We start from the raw sequence: 23152 nt of genomic DNA on the forward strand, positions 1-23152 counted from the left end.
CGCGATGCCATGCCGCATGGATGCGGTGGGGGCCGCCTCGTCGACAACCCGGCACGGCGGTATGGTTTCGGCGCTCCTGCCTGAACAACAAGAAAGACACCGCCATGTTTCTGCTGCAACCACCCCAGGTCCGTGACCTGGATGTGTTCACCTCCATGCCCGACCACTTTCGCCGCCGCGAGCGCAGCGAGTGGGCCGATGCCAACCGGGGCGGCACCGTCACCGATTCGTTTCTGGAGGGCCCGGTGTTCGACGACGCAGGCCACCTGTACGTGACCGACATCCCGTGGGGCCGCATCTTTCGCATCAGCCCAGAGGGCGCGTGGACGCTGGTGGCCGAGTACGACGGCGAGCCCAACGGCATGAAGTTCATGGACGTCGGCACGCTGCTGATCACCGACTACAAGAACGGCCTCATGCGCCTGGATGTGGCCACCGGCACCGTCACGCCGCACCTGGAGCGCCGCAACAGCGAGCGCTTCAAGGGCGTGAACGATTTGATCTTCGACGCCGACGGCAACCTGTACTTCACCGACCAGGGCCAGAGCGGCCTGCACGACCCGAGCGGCCGCCTGTACCGCCTGCGCCCGAATGGCCAGCTCGACCTGCTGCTGGCCAATGTGCCCAGCCCCAACGGCGTGGCCCTGTCGCCCGACGGGCGCGTGCTGTATCTGGCGGTGACCCGCGGCAACTGCGTGTGGCGCGTGCCGTTGCTGCACGACGGCAGCGTGGCCAAGGTGGGGCAGTTCTTCACGTCCTACGGCCCCAGCGGCCCCGACGGCCTGGCCGTGGATGCGCAGGGCCGGCTGCTGGTGGCCAACCCGGGCCTGGGTTATGTCTGGGTGCTCAACCACCGGGCCGAGCCCGAGCTGGTGCTGCGCGGGCCGGCGGGGGCATCGACCACCAACCTGGCTTTTGGCTGCGGGGCAGGCGAGGGCGCCCGCACGCTGTACGTGACCGACTCCACGCACGGTCATATCCTGCGCGCGGACATGGACGCATCCGGCCTGCCATTGCACGCAGCGCGCGGTCGTCAGTAAATCAACGGTAGCCGCGGCGGCGGCAAAACAGCGCAGCGGCTTTGGGCCGTGGGTGACCATTTTTTGGTCGTGCGATGACACTGCAAGCCAGGCGCCCGGTACGTGTCGGTGGTGGTGTGAGGTGAAGACCTGGGCGGCCGCGGTGGCTGCCGGGGGCCGACTGCACTCTTGTGCGGCAACCCCGCCACAATTGCCCTGCGGCCTTGGGGCGCACGGCTGAGTCGCTCAGCCCGTGTCACCCTCTGCCTTGTCGGGATACTCTTCACAAACCCAGATCGGACAGACCGGGGTGGTCATCGGGGCGGCGACCCAGAGGCCAGTGGAATTTGCGCTCCGATTCCTTGATGGGCATGTCGTTGATGCACGCGAAGCGCCGTTGCATGAGCCCGTCGGCCGCGAATTCCCAATTCTCGTTGCCATACGAGCGGAACCAATTCCCAGCGTCGTCATGCCACTCGTAGGCGTACCGAACCGCGATGCGGTTGTCGCCATACAGCCAGAGTTCCTTGATGAGCCGGTAATCAAGCTCCTTCGTCCACTTTCTCTCCAGGAAGGCCTGGGCTTCGGCGCGGCTGTTGGCGAACTCGGCCCGGTTGCGCCACTGCGTGTCGGGGGTGTAGGCCATCGCAACCTTGGCCGCGTCGCGGGTGTTCCAGCCGTCTTCGGCCAGACGGACCTTTTGAACAGCGCTTGCCAATGAGAACGGGGGAACGGGTGGGCGAGTTTCCATGAGGTGACCTTTGAAGTAAGTAGAACGATCTGTCTACATGACAATATTAATGTGTGTGGAACGATCTGTCTACAATATCCGCATGAAAACTTCTGACCAGACCCCAGAGCCATTGCCACCCCGGGAGCGCATCCTGATGGCGGCCCATGCGCTCTTCTACGGAGAAGGCATCCGGGCCACCGGCGTGGACAAAATCATCGAGCGGTCTTCGGTCAGCAAAGTCACGTTCTACCGGCAGTACGCCAGCAAAGACGACCTGATCAGGGCCTACCTTGACTACCGCCATGCCAAATGGATGGACTGGTTCCAAGGCAGTTTGGCGCACGCCACGGCTGCGGGTTCGTCAGCGGTGGGGGCACTCGTCACGACCCTTAAAAGTTGGTTCAGCCAGCCTGACTTCAGGGGTTGTGCATTTCTCAATGCAGCGGCGGAACTGGGGTCGTCCGATCCCGAAATCCTCGCCACGGTCCGTCGCCACAAGCAGGAGATGTCGTCCGTGCTGGACGACCTGTTCAGCCGCGATGCCGCGTCTTCGGGGCGTGCACTATCGCTGGTGATCGATGGCGCCATCGTTCATGCGCAGATGGGTCATGGCGTGGATGATGTGATGAAAGACTTCGAGGCCGTGGTCTCACGCCATGTGCGCTGACTGAGGTGCTCTCAGCCTGGCGCCGCACCCAGGAGCCAGGACCTGCGGGGTCGCGGAGAGCGGCGCCTGATACCCCAGCCTCAAGCCGTCTGCTGGGTAGAGCGCGCAGCGCCCCGGTAGCGCGATAGCCAGTGGGCATACGGCGCGGGCAGCGTGGTCCATTCGGGCTTGGGCGCGCCCAGCACCTGGGCCAGGTGGTAGGTGTAGTGCGGGTTGGACAGGTGGGCGCGGCCGATCATCACCAGGTCCATCTGCCCATCCGCCACCGAGCGCTCGGCGACCTGCGGATCATCGATGCCCCATGACGATGCCACGGGCAGGCCGGCTTCGCTGCGCACGCGCTGGGCCACCGGGGCCAGGAAGGCCGGCGTGGCCCAGGGGATCTGCGTCTCTGCGATCACGAAATTGGCGCTCACGTTGACCATGTCCAGGCCGCGCTCGCGCATCTGGCGCACCAGCTCGATGGATTCGGCCACGGTTTCCTCGTCGCGGCCGTCGTATTCGATCACGCCGAAACGTGCCGTGAGCGGCAGGTGCGCGGGCCAGACCTTGCGCACCGCCTCCACCGTTTCCAGCAGAAAGCGTGCGCGGTTGTCGAAGCTGCCGCCGTACTGGTCGGTGCGCTGGTTGCTGTGGGCCGAGAAGAAGCTCTGCGCGAGGTAGCCGTGGGCAAAGTGCAGTTCCAGCCATTCGAAGCCCGCGGCCACCGCACGGCGGGCAGCGGCGACGAAATCGGCCTGCACGCGGGCAATGTCCTCCAGCGTCATGGCCTTGGGCACACGGGGCAGGCCGCCGCCATAAGCAATGGCGGACGGGGCGATGGGTTGCCAGGCACGCGGGTCGTCCGCAGGGATGTGATCGTCGCCTTCCCACGGGCGCTGGGCGCTGGCCTTTCGGCCGGCATGGCCGATCTGGATGCCGGCCACGGCGCCAGCGGCCTTGATGTTGGCGGCGATGCGGGCCAGGCCTTCGATCTGCTGGTCGTTCCACAGGCCCGTGCACGCCGGGGTGATGCGGCCTTCGGGCGACACGCCCGTGGCTTCCACGATGACCAGGCCGGCGCCGCCGCGGGCAAGGCCGGCGTAGTGCGCCTGGTGCCATTCATTGGTCAGGCCGTCGGTGGCACTGTACTGGCACATCGGCGGGACGGCGATGCGGTTGCGCAGGGTGACGCTTTGGAGCTGGAACGGGGTGAACAGGGCAGACATGCAGCTTTCTTTCTTGTGGGAGGCTGAAAAATGGAGTGAAGCGGGGAGGCCAAAAGAAGTAGTGGCCACGCACGGTGAGGATGGTGGGTACGATCCAGCCATAAACCAAATCGATATTTCTTATTTTTGAAATCATGAAAATAGATATCAGATCCATGGACCTCAACCTGCTCAAGGCCCTGGATGCGCTGCTGGACGAGCGCAGCGTGACCCGCGCAGCGCAGCGCCTGTCCCTGACCCAGCCGGCAGTGAGCGGCATGCTGACCCGGCTGCGCGAGAGTTTTGACGACCCGCTGTTCGTGCGCACGCAGCGCGGCATCACGCCCACCTTGCGGGCGCAGGAGCTGGCCGCGCCCGTCAAGGAATTGCTGGGCGGGATCGAGTCCTTGCTGCAGCCCCGGGCGTTCGACCCGGCCACGGCGCAGATGACCGTGCACCTTGCTTCCACCGACTACGCGCTGCAGGTGGTGGTCGTGCCGTTCCTGGCCCGGCTGCGGCGGCATGCGCCCGGTGTGCGTGTGGCCGTGGTGCCCGCCCAGCACTTGCCGGTGTACGAGCGGCTGGAGCGCGGCGACATCGACCTGGCCCTGATCAGCCCGGAGAACACGGCGCCCGACCTGTACGCCCGTCACCTGTTCGACGAGCGCTATGTCTGCGTGATGCGCGAGGGGCACCCGGATGCCCAGGGTGGTGTGCTGTCGCTCGACCGTTTCTGTGCGCTGGACCATGCGCTCATCTCGTACACCGGCGGCAGCTTCTGCGGCGTGACGGACGAGGCGCTGGCACGCCTGGGCCGGTCGCGCCGGGTGGCGCTGTCGATCACCAGCTTTCTGGTACTGCCGCAGATTCTGCGCACCAGCGATTTGATCGCGGTCGTGCCGCAGCGGGTGGTGGCCGATGCGCCGGGGCTGGTCGTCATGGAGCCGCCGGTGGCCATACCGGGATTCGTGAAAACTGCCGCCTGGCACGAACGCACCCACCGCTCCGCGGGGCATCGCTGGGTGCGCTCCGTGCTGTTCGATACCTGTGGTTGCGGGGAGCCTGAAGCTCCGTTGAAGCTGGCTCATTTTCAATAAAAACTATCGCCTTGATGAAGATGATTGCCTTTTCAATGGGGTGCACATTTTTTAGGATCGGAGCCGTTCATCAGCCATAACAAGGAGTGACCCATGACGACAGACGCAAAGTGCCCCTTCGATCACACCCAGGCCGCCGCGCCCAAGGGCCGTGGCAACGCCGACTGGTGGCCCAACCAGCTCAACCTGCGCCCCCTGAACCAAAGCTCGCCGCTGGTCGACCCCATGGGCGACGGCTTCAACTACGCCCAAGAGTTCAAGAGCCTGGACCTGGCCGCGGTGAAGGCCGACCTGCGCGCGCTGATGACCGACTCGCAGGACTGGTGGCCGGCCGACTTCGGCCACTACGGTCCACTCTTCGTGCGCATGGCCTGGCACAGCGCCGGCACCTACCGCCTGGCCGATGGCCGCGGCGGCGCCGGGGCAGGGCAGCAGCGTTTTGCGCCCCTGAACAGCTGGCCCGACAACGCCAACCTGGACAAGGCCCGCCGCCTGCTCTGGCCCATCAAGCAGAAATACGGCCGCAAGATCTCGTGGGCGGACCTGATGATCCTCACGGGCAACGTGGCTCTGGAGTCGATGGGCTTCAAGACCTTCGGCTTTGCCGGTGGCCGCCCCGACGTGTGGGAGCCCGGTGAAAACGTGTACTGGGGCGCAGAGAGCACGTGGCTCGGCGGCGACAAGCGCTACAGCGGCGAGCGCGACCTGGCCAAGCCCCTGGCCGCCGTGCAGATGGGCCTGATCTACGTGAACCCCGAAGGCCCGAACGGCAACCCCGACCCCCTGGCCGCAGCGCGCGACATCCGCGACACCTTTGCCCGCATGGCCATGGACGACGAAGAAACCGTGGCGCTGATCGCCGGCGGCCACACCTTCGGCAAGACCCACGGCGCGGGCGACGCGGCCCTGGTGGGCCTGGAGCCCGAAGGCGGTGGCATTGAAGACCAGGGCTTCGGCTGGATCAGCAAGCACGGCAGCGGCTTTGGCGGCGACGCCATCACCAGCGGCCTGGAAGTCACCTGGACCACCACGCCCACGCAGTGGAGCAACAACTTCTTCGAAAACCTGTTCGGCTTTGAGTGGGAGCTGACCAAGAGCCCCGCCGGCGCGCACCAGTGGACCGCCAAGAATGCCGAGGCGTCCATCCCGCATGCGCACGACCCATCCAAGAAGCTGGTGCCCACCATGCTGACCACCGATTTGTCGCTGCGCTTCGACCCGGCCTACGAGAAGATCTCGCGCCGCTTCCTCGAGCACCCCGAACAGTTCGCCGATGCGTTTGCCCGCGCCTGGTTCAAGCTGACCCACCGCGACATGGGCCCGCGCTCGCGCTACCTGGGCGCAGACGTGCCGGCCGAAGTGCTGGTGTGGCAAGACCCGGTGCCGGATGTGGACCATGCGCTGGTCGATGCGCAGGATGTGGCGGCGCTCAAGGCCAAGGTATTGGCATCGGGCCTGTCGATCGCCGAGCTGGTGTCCACCGCCTGGGCGTCGGCCTCCACCTTCCGGGGTGGCGACAAGCGCGGCGGTGCCAACGGTGCGCGCATCCGCCTGGCGCCGCAAAAGGATTGGGAGGTGAACCAGCCCGCGCAACTGGCCAAGGTGCTGGGCCAGCTCGAAGCGATTCAGCAGGCGTTCAATGCAGCGCAACAGACCAGCGGCAGCGGCAAGAAGATCTCTCTGGCCGACCTGATCGTGCTGGCCGGTGGCGCCGCGGTGGAAGCCGCAGCCAAGAAGGCCGGGCAGGATGTGACGGTACCGTTCACCCCCGGCCGCACCGATGCATCGCAAGAGCAAACCGATGTGCCATCCTTCGAGGTCATGGAGCCTGCGGCCGATGGCTTTCGCAACTATGTGAAGCCGGGCATGGAAGGCGCCGTGGCCGAGCTGCTGATCGACCGGGCCAACCAGCTCACGCTGACCGGGCCCGAGATGACGGTGCTGGTGGGCGGCCTGCGCGTGCTGGGTGCCAACGTGGCGGCCGCGTCGGCGCACGGCAACTTCACGCAGCGCCCGCAGACGCTGAGCAACGACTTCTTCGTGAACCTGCTGGACATGCGCACCAAGTGGCAGAAGTCCGCAACGTCGGCCGGCGTGCTAGAAGGTGTGGACCGCGCCGGTGGCGCGCCGAAGTGGACGGGCACGGTGGCCGACCTGGTGTTCGGCTCCAACTCGCAACTGCGCGCCCTGGCCGAGGTGTACGGCAGCAGCGATGCGCAGGCGGTGTTCGTGAAGGACTTCGTGAAAGCCTGGACCAAGGTGATGAACCTTGATCGATTTGATGTGGCGTGATGATGCACAGTGCCGCTGAGTGAGCGGTAGTAGCCTGCTGCTCACTCAAAACAAACCAACGCCGCGCAGCCCATGGCTTGCGCGGCGTTGGTGTTTGTGGGCATCGCTACCATTGATCGGTTGCCGAATCGACCATTCCGAAACCATGAAGGAGAAGACCGCATGACACAGACCCCCGCATCGAAGGACTACGAACAAGGCCTGGCCACCCGCCGTGAGGTCATGGGCGACGACTACGTGGACCGCGCACTGGGCAATGCCACGGCGTTCACCCAGCCCATCCAAGAGTTCATCACGCGCAATGCGTGGGGCGATGTGTGGCAACGGCCCGGGCTGGACCGCCGCACGCGCAGCATGATCACCGTGGCGATGCTGATCGCCATGGGCAAGCAGCACGAACTCAAGGCCCACGTGCGCGGCGCGCTCAACAACGGTGTGACGGCCAAGGAACTGCAGGAGTTGCTGCTGCACGCGAGCATCTATTGCGGCTTGCCCAGCGCCGTAGACGCATTCCGCACGGCTGCCGAAGTGGTTGACGGACCCATGAAGGGGTAACGGACAGGAAGTTCAAAACCGAGTCCTGCGATCTGCACGCGGCCTTTGCCACTGGCGCGATCCACGCCAGTGCACCCGTGGAACTGGCTTGTATGGTGGAGGTGTTGGGGTGGAGGGCCTGAATACCGGCTATCGGCTTTGACCGACTGGCAAAGATAGCCCCCACCCCGCCCCTGAGCGTCGATAAGGAACTGAGCCGCACCTCAGCGCCGATCTGTAAGCAAGCTAACGCCTGTGGCGGGATTCCACCCCAACGATCGTCATTGTTCATTGGAGGAATCTCATCATGCAAGTACCCCTTTGTTTCATCGGCGTGGACGTCTCCAAGGCTGAGCTGGTCGTGGCCACCCACGGCCAGGACGCTTGCCTTGCCGTCTCTAACGAGTCCACTGCCATCGTGCAGTGGTTGCACACCCTGCCCCCTGGCGCGCTCTTGGCCATGGAGTCCACCGGCCGCTTTCACCAGCTGCTGGCCACCCTGGCCGCCGGCATGGGTTTGACGGTGTTCGTGCTCAACGCCCGCGATGTGTACTTCTACGCCAAGGGCCTGGGCGCGCGCGGCAAGACCGACCGGGTGGATGCCCGGATCATTGCCCGCTACCTGGCCGAGCACCACGAGCGGCTGCACCCGCACCGTGTCCCCAGCGCCTGTCAGGCCGAACTGGAGCAGTTGCTGGGCCAGCGCTGGACGGCGGTGACCAAGCGCACCGCGCTGCGTCAGTCGCTGCGCGGCTGCAGCACGAGCATCGCGCAGGCGGCCGCGGGGCTGGAGGACGCCTTTGGCACCTTGCTGCACACCATCGATGGGCGCATTACGCAGTTGATCAAAGAGCAAGAGCAGTTGCACCGCGCTCGCACGTTGCTGCAAAGCATCGTGGGCATCGGTCCCCAATCGAGCGCGTTGCTGGTCACCGTGCTCGATCGCGTGGCGTTTTGCAGCTGTGATGCGCTGGTGGCCTACAGCGGGCTGGATCCCCGGGCCCACGACTCTGGGCGTAGCAGGGGGCGCAGGCACTTGTCCAAGCGAGGGAATCCGGCGCTGCGCCACCAGATGTTCATGGCGGCGATGTCGGCGTGCCACACGGTCACGTTTGCGGCGACCTACCAGGCGTTGCGCGCCCGGGGTCTCAAGAGCACCGAGGCTCTGGTCGTGCTGGCGCGCAAGCTGCTGCGCATTGCCTTTGCTGTGTGGCGATCGGGCAAGCCGTTTGATGCTCATCGCATCACCCCAAGCGCTTGACTCGAACCATAGAACCTTTGCCAGGCCACCGGGTGCGTCCCCCTTGGGGGAAGACGCGAAGCGGCTCAGGGGGGCTTGTTAACTCCCAGCGAGGAGTTTCTGCACGAGATCGGCGGCGGTGGAGGCGTTGTACTTGCGCATGAGCCGCGCCCGGTAGATCTCCACCGTGCGGTGGCTGATCTCCAGCGCCTTGCCGATCTCCTTGGACGTGAGCCCTTCGAGCAGCCGGGCGGCCACCTCGCGCTCGCGGCCCGTCAGCTCGGCCTTCACCGGGCGTTGGGCCGACAGGTCTTCGAAGCTCCAGATGCCCGAGGCATGCGGGTCGGCGCGGTTCAAGGCGCGGCCCGACACATGGCACCAGAAGACCTCTCCGTTGGCGCGCTTCATGATGCGGTTGTCGGCGTAGTGGCCTTTGGCGTTCAGGATGGGCTCCATGTGCGCGCCCAGGCGTTCGTACTCGTCGGCGCTAGGGTACAGGACCTGGAAGGACTGGCCGATCAGCACCTCGCGCGAGGCGCCGAACATCTCGCAGACATGCCGGTTGCAGTCCACCATGGTGCGGTTGCGCGAGAGCACCAGGCCTACGGGGGCCATGTCGAAAGCCAGACGGTAATCAACGTCCATGGTACAAGTCTTTACGAGAAACTACTTATGCAGATACGTAGTATCGTAGCGCATCCCAATTCATAAGGAGATCGTGGTGAACAAGATATTCCCCTCGGCTGCCGAAGCCCTCAAAGGCGTGGTGGCAGATGGCCAACTGATGGCTGTCGGTGGCTTCGGGCTGTGCGGTATTCCGGAGGCCCTGATCGATGCGCTGCGCGATTCTGGCGCCAAGGATCTCACCGTGATCTCCAACAATGCCGGTGTCGACGGCTTCGGCCTGGGCAAGCTGCTCGAGACGCGCCAGATCAAGAAAATGATCTCGTCCTATGTGGGCGAGAACAAGGAGTTCGAGCGCCAGTACCTGGCCGGCGAGCTGGAACTGGAATTCACGCCCCAGGGCACGCTGGCCGAAAAGCTGCGCGCGGGCGGCGCGGGCATTCCGGCCTTTTTCACCAAAACGGGCGTGGGCACCATCGTGGCCGACGGCAAGGAACTGCGCGAGTTCGATGGCGAAACCTATGTGATGGAGCGCGCCCTGGTGCCCGAGGTCTCCCTGGTCAAGGCCGACGTGGCCGACAAGTCGGGCAACCTGCGCTTCAACCTCACCGCGCGCAACTTCAACCCCGCAGCCGCCACTGCCGGCAAGGTCTGCATCGTCGAGGTGGAAAAGATCGTGGAAGTGGGCGAACTGGCCCCCGACGACATCCACCTGCCCGGCATCTACGTGCACCGCATCGTGCTCAATGCCAACCCCGAAAAGCGCATCGAAAAACGCACCATCACCGAAGCGCCGCGCGACCCCGCGGCTCAGACAGAGAAAGCAGGAGCCTGACCATGCCGTGGACCCAAGACCAGATGGCCGCCCGTGCGGCGCAAGAACTCGAAGACGGCTTCTACGTGAACCTGGGCATCGGCATCCCCACGCTGGTGGCCAACTTCACCGGCGACAAGGAGGTGTGGCTGCAGTCTGAAAACGGGATGCTGGGCATCGGCCCCTTTCCGACCGACGACAAGGTGGACCCGGACCTCATCAACGCCGGCAAGCAGACGGTGACGACCATCAAGGGCTCGTCCATCTTTGGCAGCGACCAGTCGTTTGCCATGATCCGTGGCGGCAAGATCAACCTGTCCATCCTGGGCGCCATGCAGGTCAGCGAAAAGGGCGACCTGGCCAACTGGATGATTCCCGGCAAGATGGTCAAGGGCATGGGGGGGGCGATGGACCTGGTGGCCGGCGTCAAGCGCGTGATCGTACTGATGGAGCACGTTGCCAAGAAGAAGGACGGCACCGAAGACCTGAAGATCCTGCCCAGCTGCACGCTGCCGTTGACCGGCGTGGGCGTGGTGGACCGCATCATCACCGACCTGGCGGTGCTGGATGTGACGCCCGAGGGGCTGAAGGTGGTGGAACTGGCACCCGGCGTTGCGTTCGACGCGCTGCAGGCCAAGACGGGTGTGAAGTTGATCGCTTGATCTCTTGATCTCTTGACCATGTGATCGTGTGATCGTGTGATCCCAGCGAGCGGGCCATGTCCCGCAGTGCTGTATGCAAGGCCGGGCACCCGTGGGTGCGCCGGCCTTTGTTGTTGCTGGGGAAAAGGTCCGTGGGCCAGGCCGCGCCTGCGCGCCCTTTGTGTCAAAACGTAGGAACACGGCGGGCACTGCACGTTCGCCCCTATGATCGCGCCGAACCAATCCGGGCGCCCCATGTCATCGCTTGCCTTGTCCCCACTCTCCCTGTCCCAGCCTCCCATCACGCAGCTGCTCAATGCCTGGTCTGAAGGCAAGGACCAGGCGCTCGAGCGGTTGATACCGCTGGTTTATGGCGATCTCCAGCGCATCGCCCAGTTCCATATGCGGGGTGAGCGCGACGACCATGTGCTGCAGCGGACAGCGCTGGTCCACGAGGCCTTCATGCGCCTGGGCGAGCAGCGCGGCAACGTGTGGGCCTCGCGCAGCCAGTTCTTCGGCTGGATGTCCACGCTGATGCGCCGCATCCTGGTGGACCACGCCAGAAACCGCGATGCAGTCAAACGCGGCCGCGGCGCCACCGACAAGAGCCTGGATGCCTTGCAGGAGGACGCGCCCGAGGACATGCTGGCGTGCGCATCCAGCGAGCAGTGGCAAAGCCTGCTGCACCTCGACCAGGCCCTGGCCCGCCTGGAGCAGCTCGATGCACGGCAGGGCAGGGTGGTCGAACTGCGATTCTTCGGGGGGTTGTCGGTAGAGCAGACCGCCGAAGCGCTCAAGGTGTCCGAGGCCACCGTCAAGCGGGAATGGGCCACCGCCCGCGCCTGGCTGCTGCGCGAACTGAACCCGTGACTGGCACAGCCAGCCCGGACAACGCCGCGCAGGCAGCGCGCTGGCAGCGGCTCAAGCGCATCCTGGCCGACGCGCTGGAGATGCCGGCCGAGCAGCAGCAGGCCTTCCTCGCGCAGCACGCGCACGACGCCCATGAGCTGCACGAGTTGCTGTCGCTGCAGGCCGCAGGTCAGTCTCAGAGCCCGCTGCTGGATGCCGGATCTGGCGCCATGCTGGCCGAGGCCGTGTCGGCCCGGTTCGGTGCCGACTGGTTGGGGCGAGAGCTGGGCAGCTACCGGCTGGTAGAGCTGATCGCCCGCGGCGGAATGGGGCAGGTGTACCGCGCCGAGCGCCTGGACGGCGCGCCCGGCGGCGACGTTGCCATCAAGCTGGTGCGGGACGGCTTGGGGAGCGGGGCTCTGGCCTCGCGCTTTTTTGCAGAGCGCGAGATATTGGCCAGACTGCAGCATCCGAACCTGGCGCGGTTGCTCGATGGCGGGGTGGCCGACGGCGTGCCCTACCTGGTGATGGAGCTGGTGCATGGGGAGCCCATCGACACGTACTGCCAGCGCAATGCGCTCACGCTCGAGCAACGCATCGCACTGTTTCAGACCCTGTGCGGCGTGGTGCACTACGCGCACGGCGAAGGCATCGTGCACCGTGACCTGAAGCCGGACAACGTGCTCGTCACACACCACGGCGACGTGAAGCTGGTTGATTTCGGCATCGCCAAGAGCCTGGGCAACCAGCCCCAGGCCGGCACCGCCACCACGGTGCGGGTGATGACCCTGGCATGCGCCAGCCCCGAGCAGGTGCGGGGGCAGCCGATCACCCCGGCCAGCGACGTGTATTCGCTGGGTGTGCTGCTGTACCAGTTGCTGACCGGCCAGGCGCCCTACCGGCTGGACGCAGCCAGCGACGACCTGGAGGTGCGCAAGGCCATCTGCGAAACCACGCCCGTGCGCCCGAGCCGGGTGGTCACCGGCGCCGCGCGCCAGGCGCTGGGCCAGGGCGTGGATGCGGTCGTGATGAAGGCGCTGAGCAAGGAGCCCGGGCAACGGCAATCGAGTGCGCTGGCGTTGTCGCAAGAGTTGAGCGCGTGCAGGCATCGCCTGGCGCAGGGCCAGCGCAAGACCTGGGCTGGCGCGGCGGTGGCATTCGTTCGCCAGCGACGAGCCCCTGCAGGCGCGGTGGTGGGGGCCGGCGTGCTCGCCCTTGCGGCCCTGGCCGTTGTGGCATGGGGGTGGCATGCGCGGGAAGTCTCCAGCCAGCAGGCGCACCAGTTGCAACAGGTGCAACAGGTGCATCAACTGCAGCAGCTACAGCAGTCGCTGGAGTCTTCACTGGCGGAAATCGAGGCTGGGCAAGAGTCCCTGGTGCCGGCCAGCCAGCAGCGCGCATCCATCGCGCATGGGGTTGCGCGGCTCGCAGAGCTGAAAGATTGGATGGCCACGAACGGCCTCAGCGCCCAGCCGGCGCTGCACATGGGCATCGGAATGGCCTATGTGCGCATTGCACAGGTACAAGGCGGTCCGCAGGGAATTCATCTGAACGACACTGCAGGCGCCATGGGCAACTACGCCCTGGCGGTGGCGGCGCTCGACACGGCCCTGAATCACCAGCCCGACGGGGACACTGCGCGCCGTGCCCGCCAGGCCAAAGCCATGGCGCACAGCGGCTGGGCTCGCTTGCTGCAGTGGGAGGGCCAGTACGACGAGGCGAAATCCATGGCCGCAGAGGCGGTGGCAGACGCGGCGGGCATCGCCCAAGCCGACGTGGCGGATGAGCAAGGGCGCCTGCTGTTGGCCCGCGTGCAGCTGGACTTTGCCCACGTGCTCGCGAGCCAGCAGAAAGAGGCCGAAGCGCAAGCGGCGCTGCACGCTGCGCTAGCCCTGCTGGAGGCCGTGTCGCCAAAGCACCCCATGGACCCGAGCGTGGCCGAGGTGCTGGCGGACGCCCATGTGTTGCGTGGGCAGCGGTGGATGCACGCAGGCTCTGGCACGGCCTCCCAGGCAGGACATGCCGTGGACCCGGGGCACGTCGGACAGGTTGCACAGGCTGTACAGACCGTACATACCATACAGACTTCTCGCAGCGCAGAAGAGGCAGCCAAGGCGTTCCAGCAAGCAGAAGACGGGCTCGAGCCTGCCGTGCAGGCACAACCGCGCAGCGTCCGATTGCAGTGGCGGCTGGCGCTGGTGCGGCGCGATGGGGGCGTAGCGCTGTGGCGCTTAGGCCGTGAACGCGAGGCCCTGGCAAACATCCAGCGGGCACAGCAGCAGCTGCAGGCGCTGCACCAGACGGCACCCGATCAGCCATTGCTGCAGCTCGGCGTGGCCGAGGTGTCGCTGGCGTTGGGAGACATCCTGCTGGCAACCGGGACTGCCGATGCGGCTGTGCAGGCCCTCGCGCCCGCGGTGGCGCTGTGGACAGACCTGGCACCGTGGCCTTCCTCCGACAGGCGGGCACAGCTTCGGCATGCGCAGGCGCTTTATGCCTTGGGCAAGGCGCTGCTGGCGCGGGCACCCGTGTCGTCGAACACGCTGAACGAGCCCATTCCGGCTGACTGGCTGCAGGCCTGCGAGAGCTTTGGCCGCAGCCTGAAGCTTCTTGCGCCCATGCAGCCGCGCTGGCCCGGTGATCCGCTGGTGCCCGATGCAGCCCGTGTGCTGGAAATGCGGCAGGTGCTTCGCACCTGCCCGACCGCGTGATGCCGGGAGGCCCGCTGGGCGGGGATCGCGTCGCGCAGCGCTGGCCTTGGTGTGCGCAGGCGCTGGTTTTGTGGTTCGTGCCACTGCCACTGCCACTGCCGCTGCTATTGATACGGATATCGATGGCGATATTGGTACCGCTGCTTTTGCTGAGTGCAGGCATGCGGCAGGCCCAGGCGCAAAACTCGCCATCGGCCGCTGTAATGGCCCCTGTCGCCAGCCAGCCCATGGGCGCCGGGTCTGGTGCATCGCGCAAGGCGTGGGCCACGTCGGCGGCGTTGTCACGTGGCATCAACCTGACGGTGTATGCCGCGCCGCGCGAGGGAGACTGGGGCCTGCGCATGGACGACCAGTGGATCGACACCCTGGCCCAGGCAGGCTTTCGCAGCGTGCGGCTGTCGGTGCGCTGGAGCAACCACGCTGCCGCAAGCCCCGATGCGCTGCTCGACGAAGCCTTTGCCCGGCGCATCGACCGGGTGGTGGATGCCCTGCTCGCCCGCGACTTGCGGGTGGTCATGAACATGAGTTTTTACAGCCAGCTCAGCGGCTGGCCGCTGGACGAAGGCGAGGCTCCCGTCGCCGCCCGCGTCGTGCGCACGCGCTTCATCAACATTTGGCGGCAGTTGGCCCGGCGCCATGCGCATCGCTCGGATCGCCTGGTGTTCGAGCTGTACAACGCGCCGCAGGGCCCGCCGCAGCAGTGGAACAGCCTGGCCGCAGCGGCGCTGGCAGGCATCCGGCAGAGCAACCCCGTGCGCATCGTCGTCATTGCGCCCCTGCGCAATGAAGCCAGCCACCTGGCGGATTTGTCATTGCCCCGCGACCCGCATCTGGTGGTTGCCATTCACAACCGGGAGCCACGCACGTTCACGAACCAGGGCCTGCCCTGGTTTGCCGGTTCCGACAAATGGCTGGGTACGCACTGTTGCGACGAGGCTCAGCGCGTGTCGCTCGAACGCAATCTCGACCTGGCCAAGGCGTGGTCTGATGCGCATCGCTATCCCCTGTGGCTCGGGTCTTTTGGCGCAGCCAGCACGGCGCCCATGGAGTCGCGGGCCCGGTATCTTCGCCTGATGCGCGAGGCTGCCGAAGCGCGTGGCATGGCCTGGGCCCATGCGGATTTTGCGGCCAACTTCAATGTGCGCGACCCGCCGCTGGACTCGGGCATCTACGACGTCGTGAAGCGGCAATGGCACCGCCCGTTGCTCGACGCGCTGCTCGGGCCATGAGGATGAAGATGCGCTGTGGCACGGGCTCGTGCTTGGCGGCCGTGGGCCTGTGGCTGGCCCTGCTGTGGGGTGGTGCAAGTGCGCAGGCCCAGGCGCTGCCATCGCCACCATCTACTCCATTGACGTCATCGCCACTACTGGGCGCTGCGTCCGGGGCTTCACGGCAGGCATGGGCCGCGGCTGCCGGGTTGTCGCGCGGCATCGGGCTGGTGGCGGCGCTGGAGTCCTCCACGCCACTGTCGGAAGGCAGAGAGATCGCCGACACCCTGGCGCAGGCGGGCTTTCGGTCCGTGCGGCTGACGGTGCCGCAGGCCTCCTTGCGCGCATTGGCCGGGCTGCAGAACCGCGAGCAGGCGGCGCGCCTGACGGTGCTCGATGCCATGGTCGATGCGCTCCTTGCGCGTGGGCTGTCGGTGGTGCTGGCGCTGCGCGACGAGCCGGGGCATGGGGCCGCCGCTTCGGCCGTGCAAGACAAAGGCGGGTCTGTGGGCCCGGCAAGGCATCGTGAAGCGATGGTGATCTGGCAGCACCTCGCGCAGCGTTATGCCACGCGGCCTCAGCGTTTGTTGTTCGAGGTGTCTCTGGTGCCGGGCGGGACTGGGGCGGTCAAGAACCAGCGCATGTCCTCGCTCTTGAAGGCCATCCGCCAGAGCGATGCCACGCGGGTCGTGGTGGTGGGGTGGAGCGAGGCTGTCGGCGTGTCGGAGCTACGTGTGCCTGCCGACAGGCATCTCATCGTTGGCATCACGCATGCAGAGCCTTTCCGGTTCATCCGCCAGGGCGCGCCGGGCGTTTCCGGGTCCGACCTATGGCGCGGCAGCACGTGTTGCAGCCCACAGGAAAAGCAGTTGATGGCATTGCCGCTGGACATCGTGCACGCCTGGTCGCTGGAGCACCGCTACCCCGTGTGGGTGCAGGAGTTCAGCTCCTACCAAAATATTCCTGCCGAACTGCGCGCCCGCCATGCCCGCCTGGTGCGCCAGGCCGCGGAGGAGCGTGGGTTGCCGTGGGCGTACGGAGATTGGTCCGGCGAGTTCGGTGTGTACGACCCCGTACGCCGCGAATGGGAGCCTTCGATGCTGCGCGCCTTGACGGGGCCTTGATCGGGCCTTTATCGGTTCTTGAAGCCAGGGTGCCTTCAGGCCGGCGGATTCTCACTGCACCGGGTGCCGTGTGTCAGGACACCCACCAGTCCTGTACCAGGAAAGGCGCGCTCTGCCCAGGCACTGACACCATGATGTGCCCGCGGCCACACAGCGGGCCGCAGCGGGTTCCCAGGTAGCGGATGGCCACCGCAGCGGCAGGGCGCTTGTCGCCCGCCACGAGCACGGTGGCCGAACCCGCCTCCAGAGCCGCCAGCAGTGTGTACTGCGCCTGGGCATCCAGCGTGGTGACCGTGTGCGAGCAGCCGTGAGCGGTGGCGGTGGCAGTTGCCGCGGCCAGCAACGCAGCGGCACGCTGGCCTTCGATCAATGCCATGCGTTCGGACTCGGTCGTCCATTGCGCAGGCCGCGCGGCAGCCCTGGCCGCCAGTTCCTGCGGGTCGAGCAGCACGGTCACGCGGCCCAGCGGGACTGCAATGCACGGCTGGGGTGGTGCAGTGCGTTGGCTGACCATGCGGGTCTCGTCCACGTCCGTGCCAGAAGGAGGGCGGACGACCGGGGCTGCAGTGAGGGCCGTGGAGACAAGCATCAGGGCGATGGAAAACAGCGTGCTGCGGTACCGCGGATACGCCGATGGGGGCAGGGTCTCTGGCATGGGCAGCAGCGGGGTGGCCGAATGGGGGATGTGAAGCGCCTGTGATGGCCGCTGTGCATTGTGCAAAGGCCTGGACCAGGAGTCTACCGTCGGCAAACGCGGCGCCCCAAGCAAAACGGGCTCCGAATGGAGCCCGTTGAGGGTGGCAGTCAGCCGCGAATTACATCGCGCTGATTTCGCCCGAAGGGATCGTGCCGGTGCGCACGGCTTCAGCAGCCTGGGCGCGCACTGCAGCGCGGTCAGCCGTGGACTTGTAGGTCACCACGCGCGAACCTGCGGGCTCGATGCTGCGGGTCTGGGCGACGGTGGAGGCTTCGGCAGCCACTTCAGCGCGGGTGCGGTTCGTTTCAAACTTGGTGGCGAATTGCGAAGCGTCGGCTTCGTCAGCGTGGGCGCCGAAGGCAGCGAAAGCGGACACAGCGGCGATGGAGAGGAAACGTGCGGTCTTGTTCATGATGAAAGTCCAGTGTATTTTTTAGAAATCAGGTTTTTATAAAGAGAGTCAGGAAGCTGAATCCGTCGGATTCAGATCAGCCTTGCTCACCCGAAGGGATCTGGCCGGTGCGCACAGCGTCAGCAGCCTGGGCACGCACAGCAGCGCGGTCAGCGGTGGACTTGTAGGTCACAACGCGCGAACCTGCTGGCTCGATGCTGCGGGTCTGAGCAACGCTCGAAGCTTCTGCAGCCACTTCAGCGCGGGTGCGGTTGGTTTCGAACTTGGACACATATTGCGAAGCATCGGCCTCGTCGGCTTGTGCACCGAAGGAAGCGAAAGCGGCAACGGCGGCGATGGAGAGGAAGCGTGCGGTGTTGTTCATGATGGAAGTCCTTGAATTAAATGAGCGTCTCAAAAAAACCGGAGAGAAGACAAACAGGTCGATGCTTCCTGCCGGGTTCGGTGAGTCGCCTTGCGGGTTCGGCTCATCGATGGGTTGAACTGTACGCGGATGGACGCTCAAGAAAAACCACCGAGTCGCGAACTAACTGTTCCAGTATTGGAAACAATCGGCGCGGAACTTTTCAGGGTTTACCCGCCACATACCGCTGGTGGGGGCTTTTCAGGGGTACCTATGGTGGAAACCCCTTATGCGATTTCGGGACAGTGAAATCGTACAGAACATGCTGTTTTCTGGCGGTGTCGGCTGGCAGAAGGCCTGCAAAGCGCCGGGTCTCCTACCTCCCATCTCTTGCCATCCCCTGCCATCTCTTCCCATTTGCACTTGATGCATCTCAAGGCTTCAAAGGCTGCGGCATCTTTGTGGTCCTGGCAGGCGGGCGAAGGTCTTATATTCGAAGGCCACCATTTGTGCCCTTTGCATGACCGAACCTTCCGTACCGGCAGACATCGATACCGCAGACAGTCCCCACTACCTGCGTGCCCTGACCGACATGGCCGACCGGCGCACCGTGGTGGCCGATGCAGCCATCTACACCGACAACGGCATCAAGCTGGTGGAGAAGGGCACGCGCATCGACAGCCGGCTGTACGACCGGCTGGTGCAGCACAAGCTGCGTGAGCCCATCGATCGGCACTTGTCCATCGAGAACCCTGTGGATGTGCCGGCCCTGATGGCCGCAGCCCAGGCGCTGGTCGAGCAGGAATCACTGCCCAACATGCTGGCCCAGGCCCTGGGCTCTGGTGCGCGGCTGCTGTCGCCGCTGCGAGCGGTACCGCTGCCGGCCCCCATGGCCTGCAAGCTCACGGTGATGCGCGAGCAGCGGCCGGAGTTGTTCCAGCACAGCCTGCAGATGATGACGGTGGCGCTGTTCCTGGGGTTCAAGACCGGCCTGGGAGAGCGCGACTGCGCCACCCTGGCCGCCGCCGCCTTGCTGCACGACCTGGGGGTGCTGCACATGGACCCGGCCTGGAGCGACCCGGACCACAAGGTGGTCGGCGTGCAGCGCAAACACCTGGTGGCGCACCCCATCACGGCCATGCTGATGATCCGGGACACCCGGGCGTATGCCAAGGCGGCTGAAGTGGCCGTGCTGGAGCACCACGAGCGCATGGACGGCAGCGGCTACCCGCGGGGCCTGGCGGGTGGGGACATCACGCCGCTGGGGCGCATTTTGTTGCTGGCCGAGGTGGTGGCCGCCTTCTACGAAAAATACGAGGACATGCCGGCGCAGCGGCTGTCGCTGGTGCTCAGGCTCAACCACCGCAAGTTTCCGGCGGCGCTGGTGGCCTGCATCCTGCCCCTGCTGCAGGAAGAAGTGGCCCGTGAATCGTCGCTCATGCCGCTGGGCAACGATGCCCCACGCCAGATCGAACTACTGGCCGAGGCCTTTGCCTACTGGGACAGTCTCAAGGCCGCAGTGCCGGGCGGTGCCAAGGCTTTGCCCGGCAGCGCTTTTGCATTTGCCGACGCCCGTCTGCTGGCCTTGCAGAAGACCTTGCTCGAATCGGGCTCCCATCCGCGGCAGCAAAGCGAACTCATGGCCCAGCTCGACGGCGATGCCATCGGTCTGGCCGAGGTGGCCCTGGTAGGCCGTGAAGCGCTGTGGCAGCTGGAAAGCATCCTGAACGCCTGCCACCGCCGCTGGCCCCAGTTGGCCGACCGTGCCACAGCAGAAGACACGGCCGTGGCCGACTGGTGCGACTGGGCTGTCCGCAGGCTGTAGTGGGCAGGACGCGCGAACATGCGCGCACAGGTGGCGAGGACACGTGGCCGTAGCGCGGCAGGCGGGTGGCGTTGGCCCGCGCGGATTTCATGCACATCGGAGATCTGAGATAGGAGGCTTGAAATGATCGACCACACAGGCATCACCGTTTCGCAACTCGGGCGCAGCCGGCAGTTCTATGAGTCCGTGCTGTCCACGCTGGGCTACGGCGTGACGCTGGCGCTGGAGGATGCCGTGGGCTTTGGTGCCCGGGCCCTCAAGCCCGGGGATGATCCGGGAGGGGATTTCTGGATCTCCGCCGGTCCACCATTCACGCCCCGCTCGCACATTGCGTTTCGCGCAGACAGCGAGGCCCAGGTGGTCGCATTCCACCAGGCGGCGCTGGCTGCGGGCGGCAGCGACAACGGCGCACCGGGCCTGAGACCCCGGTACCACGCGCAATATTTCGCTGCCTTTGTGCTCGACCCGGACGGCTACAACATCGAGGCCGTTTTTCATGGTGGGAGCGCTGCGCCCACCACGTCTTAGAGCAGCAGGTTCGTGCAGGCGCAGTCTTCCGCTGCGGTCAGGCGCCTGAAACAATCTGCTGAATTTTTGGGAGGTGCGGCAAAATACTGTGTATATTTACAGTATTGATGTTGTTGAAAGACGCCCCTTCCCATGTCTGCGCTGCCCATTCCCCGCCGGATGGTCGCATCCGATCTGCCGTCCGCCGTACCCGGCGTATGGCATGCGGATTCGCTGGGCGCGAGCTTGCAGCAGACCCAGCCGTCGGGCTATGCGCTGCTGGATGAGCAGCTGCCAGGCGGGGGGTGGCCGGTGGGTGCGCTGAGTGAGGTGCTGCAGCCTTTGCCCGGTTTGCACGAATGGCAGCTGGTGCTGCCAGCCCTGGCGCAGGCCGTGGCCGCGCGCACCGGCGCTGTGGTGGGCGTGGCGCCGCCGTATGAACCCTTTGGCCCGGTGCTGCAGGCCCGCGGGCTGGCTGCCCAGCGGTTGTGCCTGGTGCAGGCCGAGGGCGCCTCTGCGCTGTGGGCCGCAGAGCAGGCATTGCGATGCCGCGACGTGCTGGCCGTGATGGCGTGGCTGCCCCAGGTGCAGCCTGCCGCACTGCGCAGGCTGCAGTTGGCGGCCGCCCAGCATCAGCAACTTTTGTGGGTCTTCCGGCCTTTGGCGGCGGCTCCGCAGGCGTCGCCGGCCTTGCTGCGGCTGCAAGTGCAAACACCGACCCCGCAGTCAGGGCGCGGGCAGGGGGCGCAGGGCGATGCCTCTGCATTCCCTGCGATGCAGGTGCAGATCCTCAAGCGCAGAGGTCCCCCGCTGATGCAAGACCTCTACCTGCCCGGATGCCACCCCAGGCTGGCCCACGAACTACACGCCCAGGCCGCGCGCCGGCGGGCCCTTCATGAGGCCGCACACGGCATGGCTGTGTCCGCACCATCCCCGGCAGCTGCAGGGCTGCGCAGTGCGGACGTGGCGTGGGTGTCCCAAGCCGGCCCAGAGAGGAGGGGGCATGCACTGGATCGCACTGCCTTTGCCACGGTGGCAGGCTGATGCGCCCGCTGCCCTGGCAGACGCCACCGCCGTGGGCTGGTGGGCGCTGCGCTTTACCCCCCGGGTGGCGCTGGTGGATGGTGATGCCTTGCTGCTCGAAGTCTCCACCACCGAGCGGCTCTGGGGCGGGCGCGAGACCTTGCTGAGACAGGTGTGCGAGGCCTGGGCGCTGGCGGCTGAGGCGGCTGTCGATGCCGGTGCTGGTGCTGGTACTGAGGGCCTGCCGCCGCCTGGCCCCTCGCTCGTCTGGGGTTGCGGCCCTACCGCGCTGCTCGCGCAGGCGGTGCTGCGGATGGCGCTGGCCGGGCGGGCGCTGCCTGCCCGCATGCCGCAGGGCCTGCCCCTGCACACCCTGACGGCGCTGCGCCCCCATGTGGCCAGCCTGGAGCGCATGGGTTGTCGCACCTGGGGCGCCTTGCAGTCCCTGCCGCGCGCAGGGGTAGCGCGGCGCTTTGGTGCTGCCGTACTGCAGGTGCTGGACCAGGCCCTGGGCGATGCCCCCCAGGCGCACAGCTGGCTGGAGCTGCCCGAGGCATTCGTGCTGACGGCCGAGCTGCCCGCCTTGGCCGAGTCGGCCGATGCGCTGCTGTGGAGCGCGGGCCGCTGTCTCACGGTGCTGCAGGGCTGGCTGCAGGCGCGCCAGCAGGGCGCGCTGGGGCTGGAGCTGGCCTGGCGGCACGACCTGCGCCGCATCGACGGCGTGGCGATAGCGCCCACGTGTGCACTGCAGGTGCGCACGGCGCAGGGCACCCAGGACATGGCGCACCTGCGGCGCCTGCTGTCAGAAAACCTGACGCGCACCCAGCTGGCCGCGCCCGCCAACCAGATCACGCTGCGCCTTCTGGAGTCCGCACCGCTGCAGCAGCGCAGCGCCAGCCTGCTGCCCCCGGATGACCGCCGGGGCGGTGACGATGCCGCGGGCGCATCGGCCGAGGCCCTGCACCAGCTGCTCGAGCGCCTGTCCGCCCGCCTGGGCACCGACCGCGTGCTGGCCCCGGTGCTGCAGGCCGACCACCGCCCTGAGCACATGCAGCAGTGGCGCCCGGCGGCAGAGGTGCTTCGCGTGGCAGTGGCCACAGGCCGCTCTGCGTCCAGGGCGGCGCCCATCCATGCTGCAGATGCCGCCCTCGATGCCACGCCCGATGCCTTGCTGCAACCCACCTGGCTGCTGAACCCGCCGCGGCGCCTGGCGGTGCAGGGCAACCGGCCGTGCCACCACGGGCGGCTGCGCCTGCTGGACGGACCCCACCGGTTCGAGGCGGGTTGGTGGTGCACGGCCGAACAGGAAAAGGAAAAAGACCCGACCCACCCTGGCACCGGTCTGGCACTGCGCGACTACTTCGTGGCCTACAACGATGTGGCAGGGCTGGTGTGGGTGTTTCGGGAGCGCCTGGCACCGATGGCCGACGGCGCGCAAGCGGTGGTGGTGCGCCCGCACCGCTGGTTTCTGCACGGCATTTTTGCTTGATGCGGCAAGGGCTACTTCGGTGGGATCGGTCTCTTCATCTTTCAACGCGGTGGCGGCAGCGGCTGATGCTGCTTGTCCCATCGCTGTTGTCCCCGTGTGTGCAGCGGCCCTGGTTT

At 66.3% G+C, this 23152-nt stretch carries 22 protein-coding genes; 16 read left to right on the forward strand and 6 right to left on the reverse strand.

All coding sequences use genetic code 11. The features are described 5' to 3' along the window. Positions 1 to 104: 104 nt before the first annotated feature. Positions 105 to 1040, forward strand: coding sequence for an SMP-30/gluconolactonase/LRE family protein (locus ACSQ3N_RS11760; RefSeq protein ID WP_056168596.1), 936 nt, complete (start codon positions 105 to 107; stop codon positions 1038 to 1040). Positions 1041 to 1302: 262 nt separating this feature from the next. Here ACSQ3N_RS11760 and ACSQ3N_RS11765 read toward each other — a convergent pair whose 3' ends face one another. Beyond that, a complete protein-coding gene (locus ACSQ3N_RS11765; RefSeq protein WP_056168599.1) occupies positions 1303 to 1770 on the reverse strand; it encodes a DUF1348 family protein in 468 nt (155 codons plus the stop codon). Positions 1771 to 1852: 82 nt separating this feature from the next. On the opposite strand from ACSQ3N_RS11765, the gene ACSQ3N_RS11770 reads away from it, so the two are divergent. Further along, on the forward strand, positions 1853 to 2419 hold the full coding sequence (locus ACSQ3N_RS11770) for a TetR/AcrR family transcriptional regulator (RefSeq protein WP_056168602.1): 567 nt from the start codon (positions 1853 to 1855) through the stop codon (positions 2417 to 2419). Positions 2420 to 2499: 80 nt separating this feature from the next. On the opposite strand, the gene ACSQ3N_RS11775 is transcribed toward ACSQ3N_RS11770, so the two are convergent. After that, entirely contained in the window at positions 2500 to 3627 is a 1128-nt protein-coding gene (locus tag ACSQ3N_RS11775; RefSeq protein WP_436146342.1) for an NADH:flavin oxidoreductase/NADH oxidase, read from the reverse strand. Between the two features lie 134 nt (positions 3628 to 3761). On the opposite strand from ACSQ3N_RS11775, the gene ACSQ3N_RS11780 reads away from it, so the two are divergent. The 4 genes from ACSQ3N_RS11780 to ACSQ3N_RS11795 all read left to right on the forward strand — a co-directional run bounded on the left by ACSQ3N_RS11780 (position 3762) and on the right by ACSQ3N_RS11795 (position 8790). After that, positions 3762 to 4703 (forward strand): LysR family transcriptional regulator, encoded by a 942-nt coding sequence (locus tag ACSQ3N_RS11780; RefSeq protein ID WP_436146343.1) that lies wholly within the window; start codon positions 3762 to 3764, stop codon positions 4701 to 4703. Positions 4704 to 4796: 93 nt separating this feature from the next. Further along, on the forward strand, positions 4797 to 6995 hold the full coding sequence (gene katG, locus ACSQ3N_RS11785) for a catalase/peroxidase HPI (protein WP_436146344.1): 2199 nt from the start codon (positions 4797 to 4799) through the stop codon (positions 6993 to 6995). A gap of 162 nt (positions 6996 to 7157) precedes the next feature. Then, positions 7158 to 7550: a 4-carboxymuconolactone decarboxylase gene (pcaC, locus tag ACSQ3N_RS11790; RefSeq protein WP_436146345.1), complete on the forward strand. Its 393-nt coding sequence runs from the start codon at positions 7158 to 7160 to the stop codon at positions 7548 to 7550. Positions 7551 to 7836: 286 nt separating this feature from the next. Then, a complete protein-coding gene (locus tag ACSQ3N_RS11795) occupies positions 7837 to 8790 on the forward strand; it encodes an IS110 family transposase (RefSeq protein WP_436146346.1) in 954 nt (317 codons plus the stop codon). A 78-nt stretch (positions 8791 to 8868) separates the two neighbouring features. On the opposite strand, the gene ACSQ3N_RS11800 is transcribed toward ACSQ3N_RS11795, so the two are convergent. Further along, positions 8869 to 9414, reverse strand: coding sequence for a PAS and helix-turn-helix domain-containing protein (locus ACSQ3N_RS11800; RefSeq protein WP_056168618.1), 546 nt, complete (start codon positions 9412 to 9414; stop codon positions 8869 to 8871). A 76-nt stretch (positions 9415 to 9490) separates the two neighbouring features. On the opposite strand from ACSQ3N_RS11800, the gene ACSQ3N_RS11805 reads away from it, so the two are divergent. From ACSQ3N_RS11805 to ACSQ3N_RS11830, 6 genes are all read left to right on the forward strand, one after another. Next, entirely contained in the window at positions 9491 to 10228 is a 738-nt protein-coding gene (locus tag ACSQ3N_RS11805) for a CoA transferase subunit A (protein ID WP_056168621.1), read from the forward strand. Between the two features lie 2 nt (positions 10229 to 10230). Beyond that, positions 10231 to 10869: a 3-oxoacid CoA-transferase subunit B gene (locus ACSQ3N_RS11810; RefSeq protein ID WP_436146347.1), complete on the forward strand. Its 639-nt coding sequence runs from the start codon at positions 10231 to 10233 to the stop codon at positions 10867 to 10869. 249 nt (positions 10870 to 11118) lie between these two features. Beyond that, entirely contained in the window at positions 11119 to 11718 is a 600-nt protein-coding gene (locus ACSQ3N_RS11815) for an ECF-type sigma factor (protein WP_436146348.1), read from the forward strand. Next, positions 11715 to 14408: a protein kinase domain-containing protein gene (locus tag ACSQ3N_RS11820; protein ID WP_436146349.1), complete on the forward strand. Its 2694-nt coding sequence runs from the start codon at positions 11715 to 11717 to the stop codon at positions 14406 to 14408. Before ACSQ3N_RS11815 ends, ACSQ3N_RS11820 begins: the two co-directional genes overlap by 4 nt. Before the next feature lie 203 nt (positions 14409 to 14611). After that, on the forward strand, positions 14612 to 15637 hold the full coding sequence (locus ACSQ3N_RS11825; RefSeq protein ID WP_436146350.1) for a glycoside hydrolase family 5 protein: 1026 nt from the start codon (positions 14612 to 14614) through the stop codon (positions 15635 to 15637). A gap of 2 nt (positions 15638 to 15639) precedes the next feature. Beyond that, the gene (locus ACSQ3N_RS11830) at positions 15640 to 16740 is read left to right on the forward strand and encodes a glycoside hydrolase family 5 protein (protein ID WP_436146351.1); all 1101 of its coding nucleotides are present in this window, start codon (positions 15640 to 15642) and stop codon (positions 16738 to 16740) included. Positions 16741 to 16813: 73 nt separating this feature from the next. Here the strand turns inward: ACSQ3N_RS11830 and ACSQ3N_RS11835 are convergent, their stop codons facing one another. The 3 genes from ACSQ3N_RS11835 to ACSQ3N_RS11845 all read right to left on the reverse strand — a co-directional run bounded on the left by ACSQ3N_RS11835 (position 16814) and on the right by ACSQ3N_RS11845 (position 18213). Beyond that, positions 16814 to 17395 (reverse strand): hypothetical protein, encoded by a 582-nt coding sequence (locus tag ACSQ3N_RS11835; RefSeq protein ID WP_436146352.1) that lies wholly within the window; start codon positions 17393 to 17395, stop codon positions 16814 to 16816. 160 nt (positions 17396 to 17555) lie between these two features. Beyond that, positions 17556 to 17849, reverse strand: a complete 294-nt coding sequence (locus ACSQ3N_RS11840) for a DUF4148 domain-containing protein (RefSeq protein WP_396505370.1) — start codon at positions 17847 to 17849, stop codon at positions 17556 to 17558. Between the two features lie 76 nt (positions 17850 to 17925). Then, complete coding sequence (locus tag ACSQ3N_RS11845; protein WP_056168637.1) at positions 17926 to 18213, reverse strand: hypothetical protein; 288 nt, start codon at positions 18211 to 18213, stop codon at positions 17926 to 17928. A 499-nt stretch (positions 18214 to 18712) separates the two neighbouring features. Between ACSQ3N_RS11845 and ACSQ3N_RS11850 the strand changes: the two genes are divergently transcribed. The 4 genes from ACSQ3N_RS11850 (at position 18713) to ACSQ3N_RS11865 (ending at position 23036) form a co-directional block, all read left to right on the forward strand. Continuing rightward, positions 18713 to 20017 carry an HD-GYP domain-containing protein gene (locus tag ACSQ3N_RS11850; RefSeq protein ID WP_056168648.1) on the forward strand — a complete coding sequence of 435 codons (1305 nt, stop codon included), beginning with the start codon at positions 18713 to 18715 and terminating at the stop codon, positions 20015 to 20017. A 123-nt stretch (positions 20018 to 20140) separates the two neighbouring features. Next, the gene (locus tag ACSQ3N_RS11855; protein ID WP_056168651.1) at positions 20141 to 20545 is read left to right on the forward strand and encodes a VOC family protein; all 405 of its coding nucleotides are present in this window, start codon (positions 20141 to 20143) and stop codon (positions 20543 to 20545) included. A gap of 132 nt (positions 20546 to 20677) precedes the next feature. After that, positions 20678 to 21568, forward strand: a complete 891-nt coding sequence (imuA, locus tag ACSQ3N_RS11860) for a translesion DNA synthesis-associated protein ImuA (protein WP_156372082.1) — start codon at positions 20678 to 20680, stop codon at positions 21566 to 21568. Next, positions 21528 to 23036: a Y-family DNA polymerase gene (locus ACSQ3N_RS11865; RefSeq protein ID WP_056168653.1), complete on the forward strand. Its 1509-nt coding sequence runs from the start codon at positions 21528 to 21530 to the stop codon at positions 23034 to 23036. The genes imuA and ACSQ3N_RS11865 overlap by 41 nt, the downstream gene beginning before the upstream one ends. The last annotated feature ends 116 nt before the right edge of the window (positions 23037 to 23152 follow it).

The sequence above is a fragment of the Acidovorax sp. LjRoot194 genome, assembly GCF_964253015.1.
In the GTDB taxonomy this organism is placed as follows: Bacteria; Pseudomonadota; Gammaproteobacteria; order Burkholderiales; family Burkholderiaceae_C; genus Acidovorax.

What these genes read in the sequence shown, in the direction of transcription:
- ACSQ3N_RS11865 (WP_056168653.1), top strand. Translation starts at nt 21,528, where the DNA reads ATGCACTGGATCGCACTGCCTTTGCCACGGTGGCAGGCTGATGCGCCC.
- ACSQ3N_RS11760 (WP_056168596.1), top strand. Translation starts at nt 105, where the DNA reads ATGTTTCTGCTGCAACCACCCCAGGTCCGTGACCTGGATGTGTTCACC.
- ACSQ3N_RS11855 (WP_056168651.1), top strand. Translation starts at nt 20,141, where the DNA reads ATGATCGACCACACAGGCATCACCGTTTCGCAACTCGGGCGCAGCCGG.
- ACSQ3N_RS11810 (WP_436146347.1), top strand. Translation starts at nt 10,231, where the DNA reads ATGCCGTGGACCCAAGACCAGATGGCCGCCCGTGCGGCGCAAGAACTC.
- ACSQ3N_RS11835 (WP_436146352.1), bottom strand. Translation starts at nt 17,395, where the DNA reads ATGCCAGAGACCCTGCCCCCATCGGCGTATCCGCGGTACCGCAGCACG.
- ACSQ3N_RS11765 (WP_056168599.1), bottom strand. Translation starts at nt 1,770, where the DNA reads ATGGAAACTCGCCCACCCGTTCCCCCGTTCTCATTGGCAAGCGCTGTT.
- imuA (WP_156372082.1), top strand. Translation starts at nt 20,678, where the DNA reads ATGTCTGCGCTGCCCATTCCCCGCCGGATGGTCGCATCCGATCTGCCG.
- ACSQ3N_RS11795 (WP_436146346.1), top strand. Translation starts at nt 7,837, where the DNA reads ATGCAAGTACCCCTTTGTTTCATCGGCGTGGACGTCTCCAAGGCTGAG.
- katG (WP_436146344.1), top strand. Translation starts at nt 4,797, where the DNA reads ATGACGACAGACGCAAAGTGCCCCTTCGATCACACCCAGGCCGCCGCG.
- ACSQ3N_RS11830 (WP_436146351.1), top strand. Translation starts at nt 15,640, where the DNA reads ATGAAGATGCGCTGTGGCACGGGCTCGTGCTTGGCGGCCGTGGGCCTG.
- ACSQ3N_RS11770 (WP_056168602.1), top strand. Translation starts at nt 1,853, where the DNA reads ATGAAAACTTCTGACCAGACCCCAGAGCCATTGCCACCCCGGGAGCGC.
- ACSQ3N_RS11775 (WP_436146342.1), bottom strand. Translation starts at nt 3,627, where the DNA reads ATGTCTGCCCTGTTCACCCCGTTCCAGCTCCAAAGCGTCACCCTGCGC.
- ACSQ3N_RS11845 (WP_056168637.1), bottom strand. Translation starts at nt 18,213, where the DNA reads ATGAACAACACCGCACGCTTCCTCTCCATCGCCGCCGTTGCCGCTTTC.
- ACSQ3N_RS11850 (WP_056168648.1), top strand. Translation starts at nt 18,713, where the DNA reads ATGACCGAACCTTCCGTACCGGCAGACATCGATACCGCAGACAGTCCC.
- ACSQ3N_RS11800 (WP_056168618.1), bottom strand. Translation starts at nt 9,414, where the DNA reads ATGGACGTTGATTACCGTCTGGCTTTCGACATGGCCCCCGTAGGCCTG.
- ACSQ3N_RS11780 (WP_436146343.1), top strand. Translation starts at nt 3,762, where the DNA reads ATGAAAATAGATATCAGATCCATGGACCTCAACCTGCTCAAGGCCCTG.
- pcaC (WP_436146345.1), top strand. Translation starts at nt 7,158, where the DNA reads ATGACACAGACCCCCGCATCGAAGGACTACGAACAAGGCCTGGCCACC.
- ACSQ3N_RS11825 (WP_436146350.1), top strand. Translation starts at nt 14,612, where the DNA reads ATGGCCCCTGTCGCCAGCCAGCCCATGGGCGCCGGGTCTGGTGCATCG.
- ACSQ3N_RS11840 (WP_396505370.1), bottom strand. Translation starts at nt 17,849, where the DNA reads ATGAACAAGACCGCACGTTTCCTCTCCATCGCCGCTGTGTCCGCTTTC.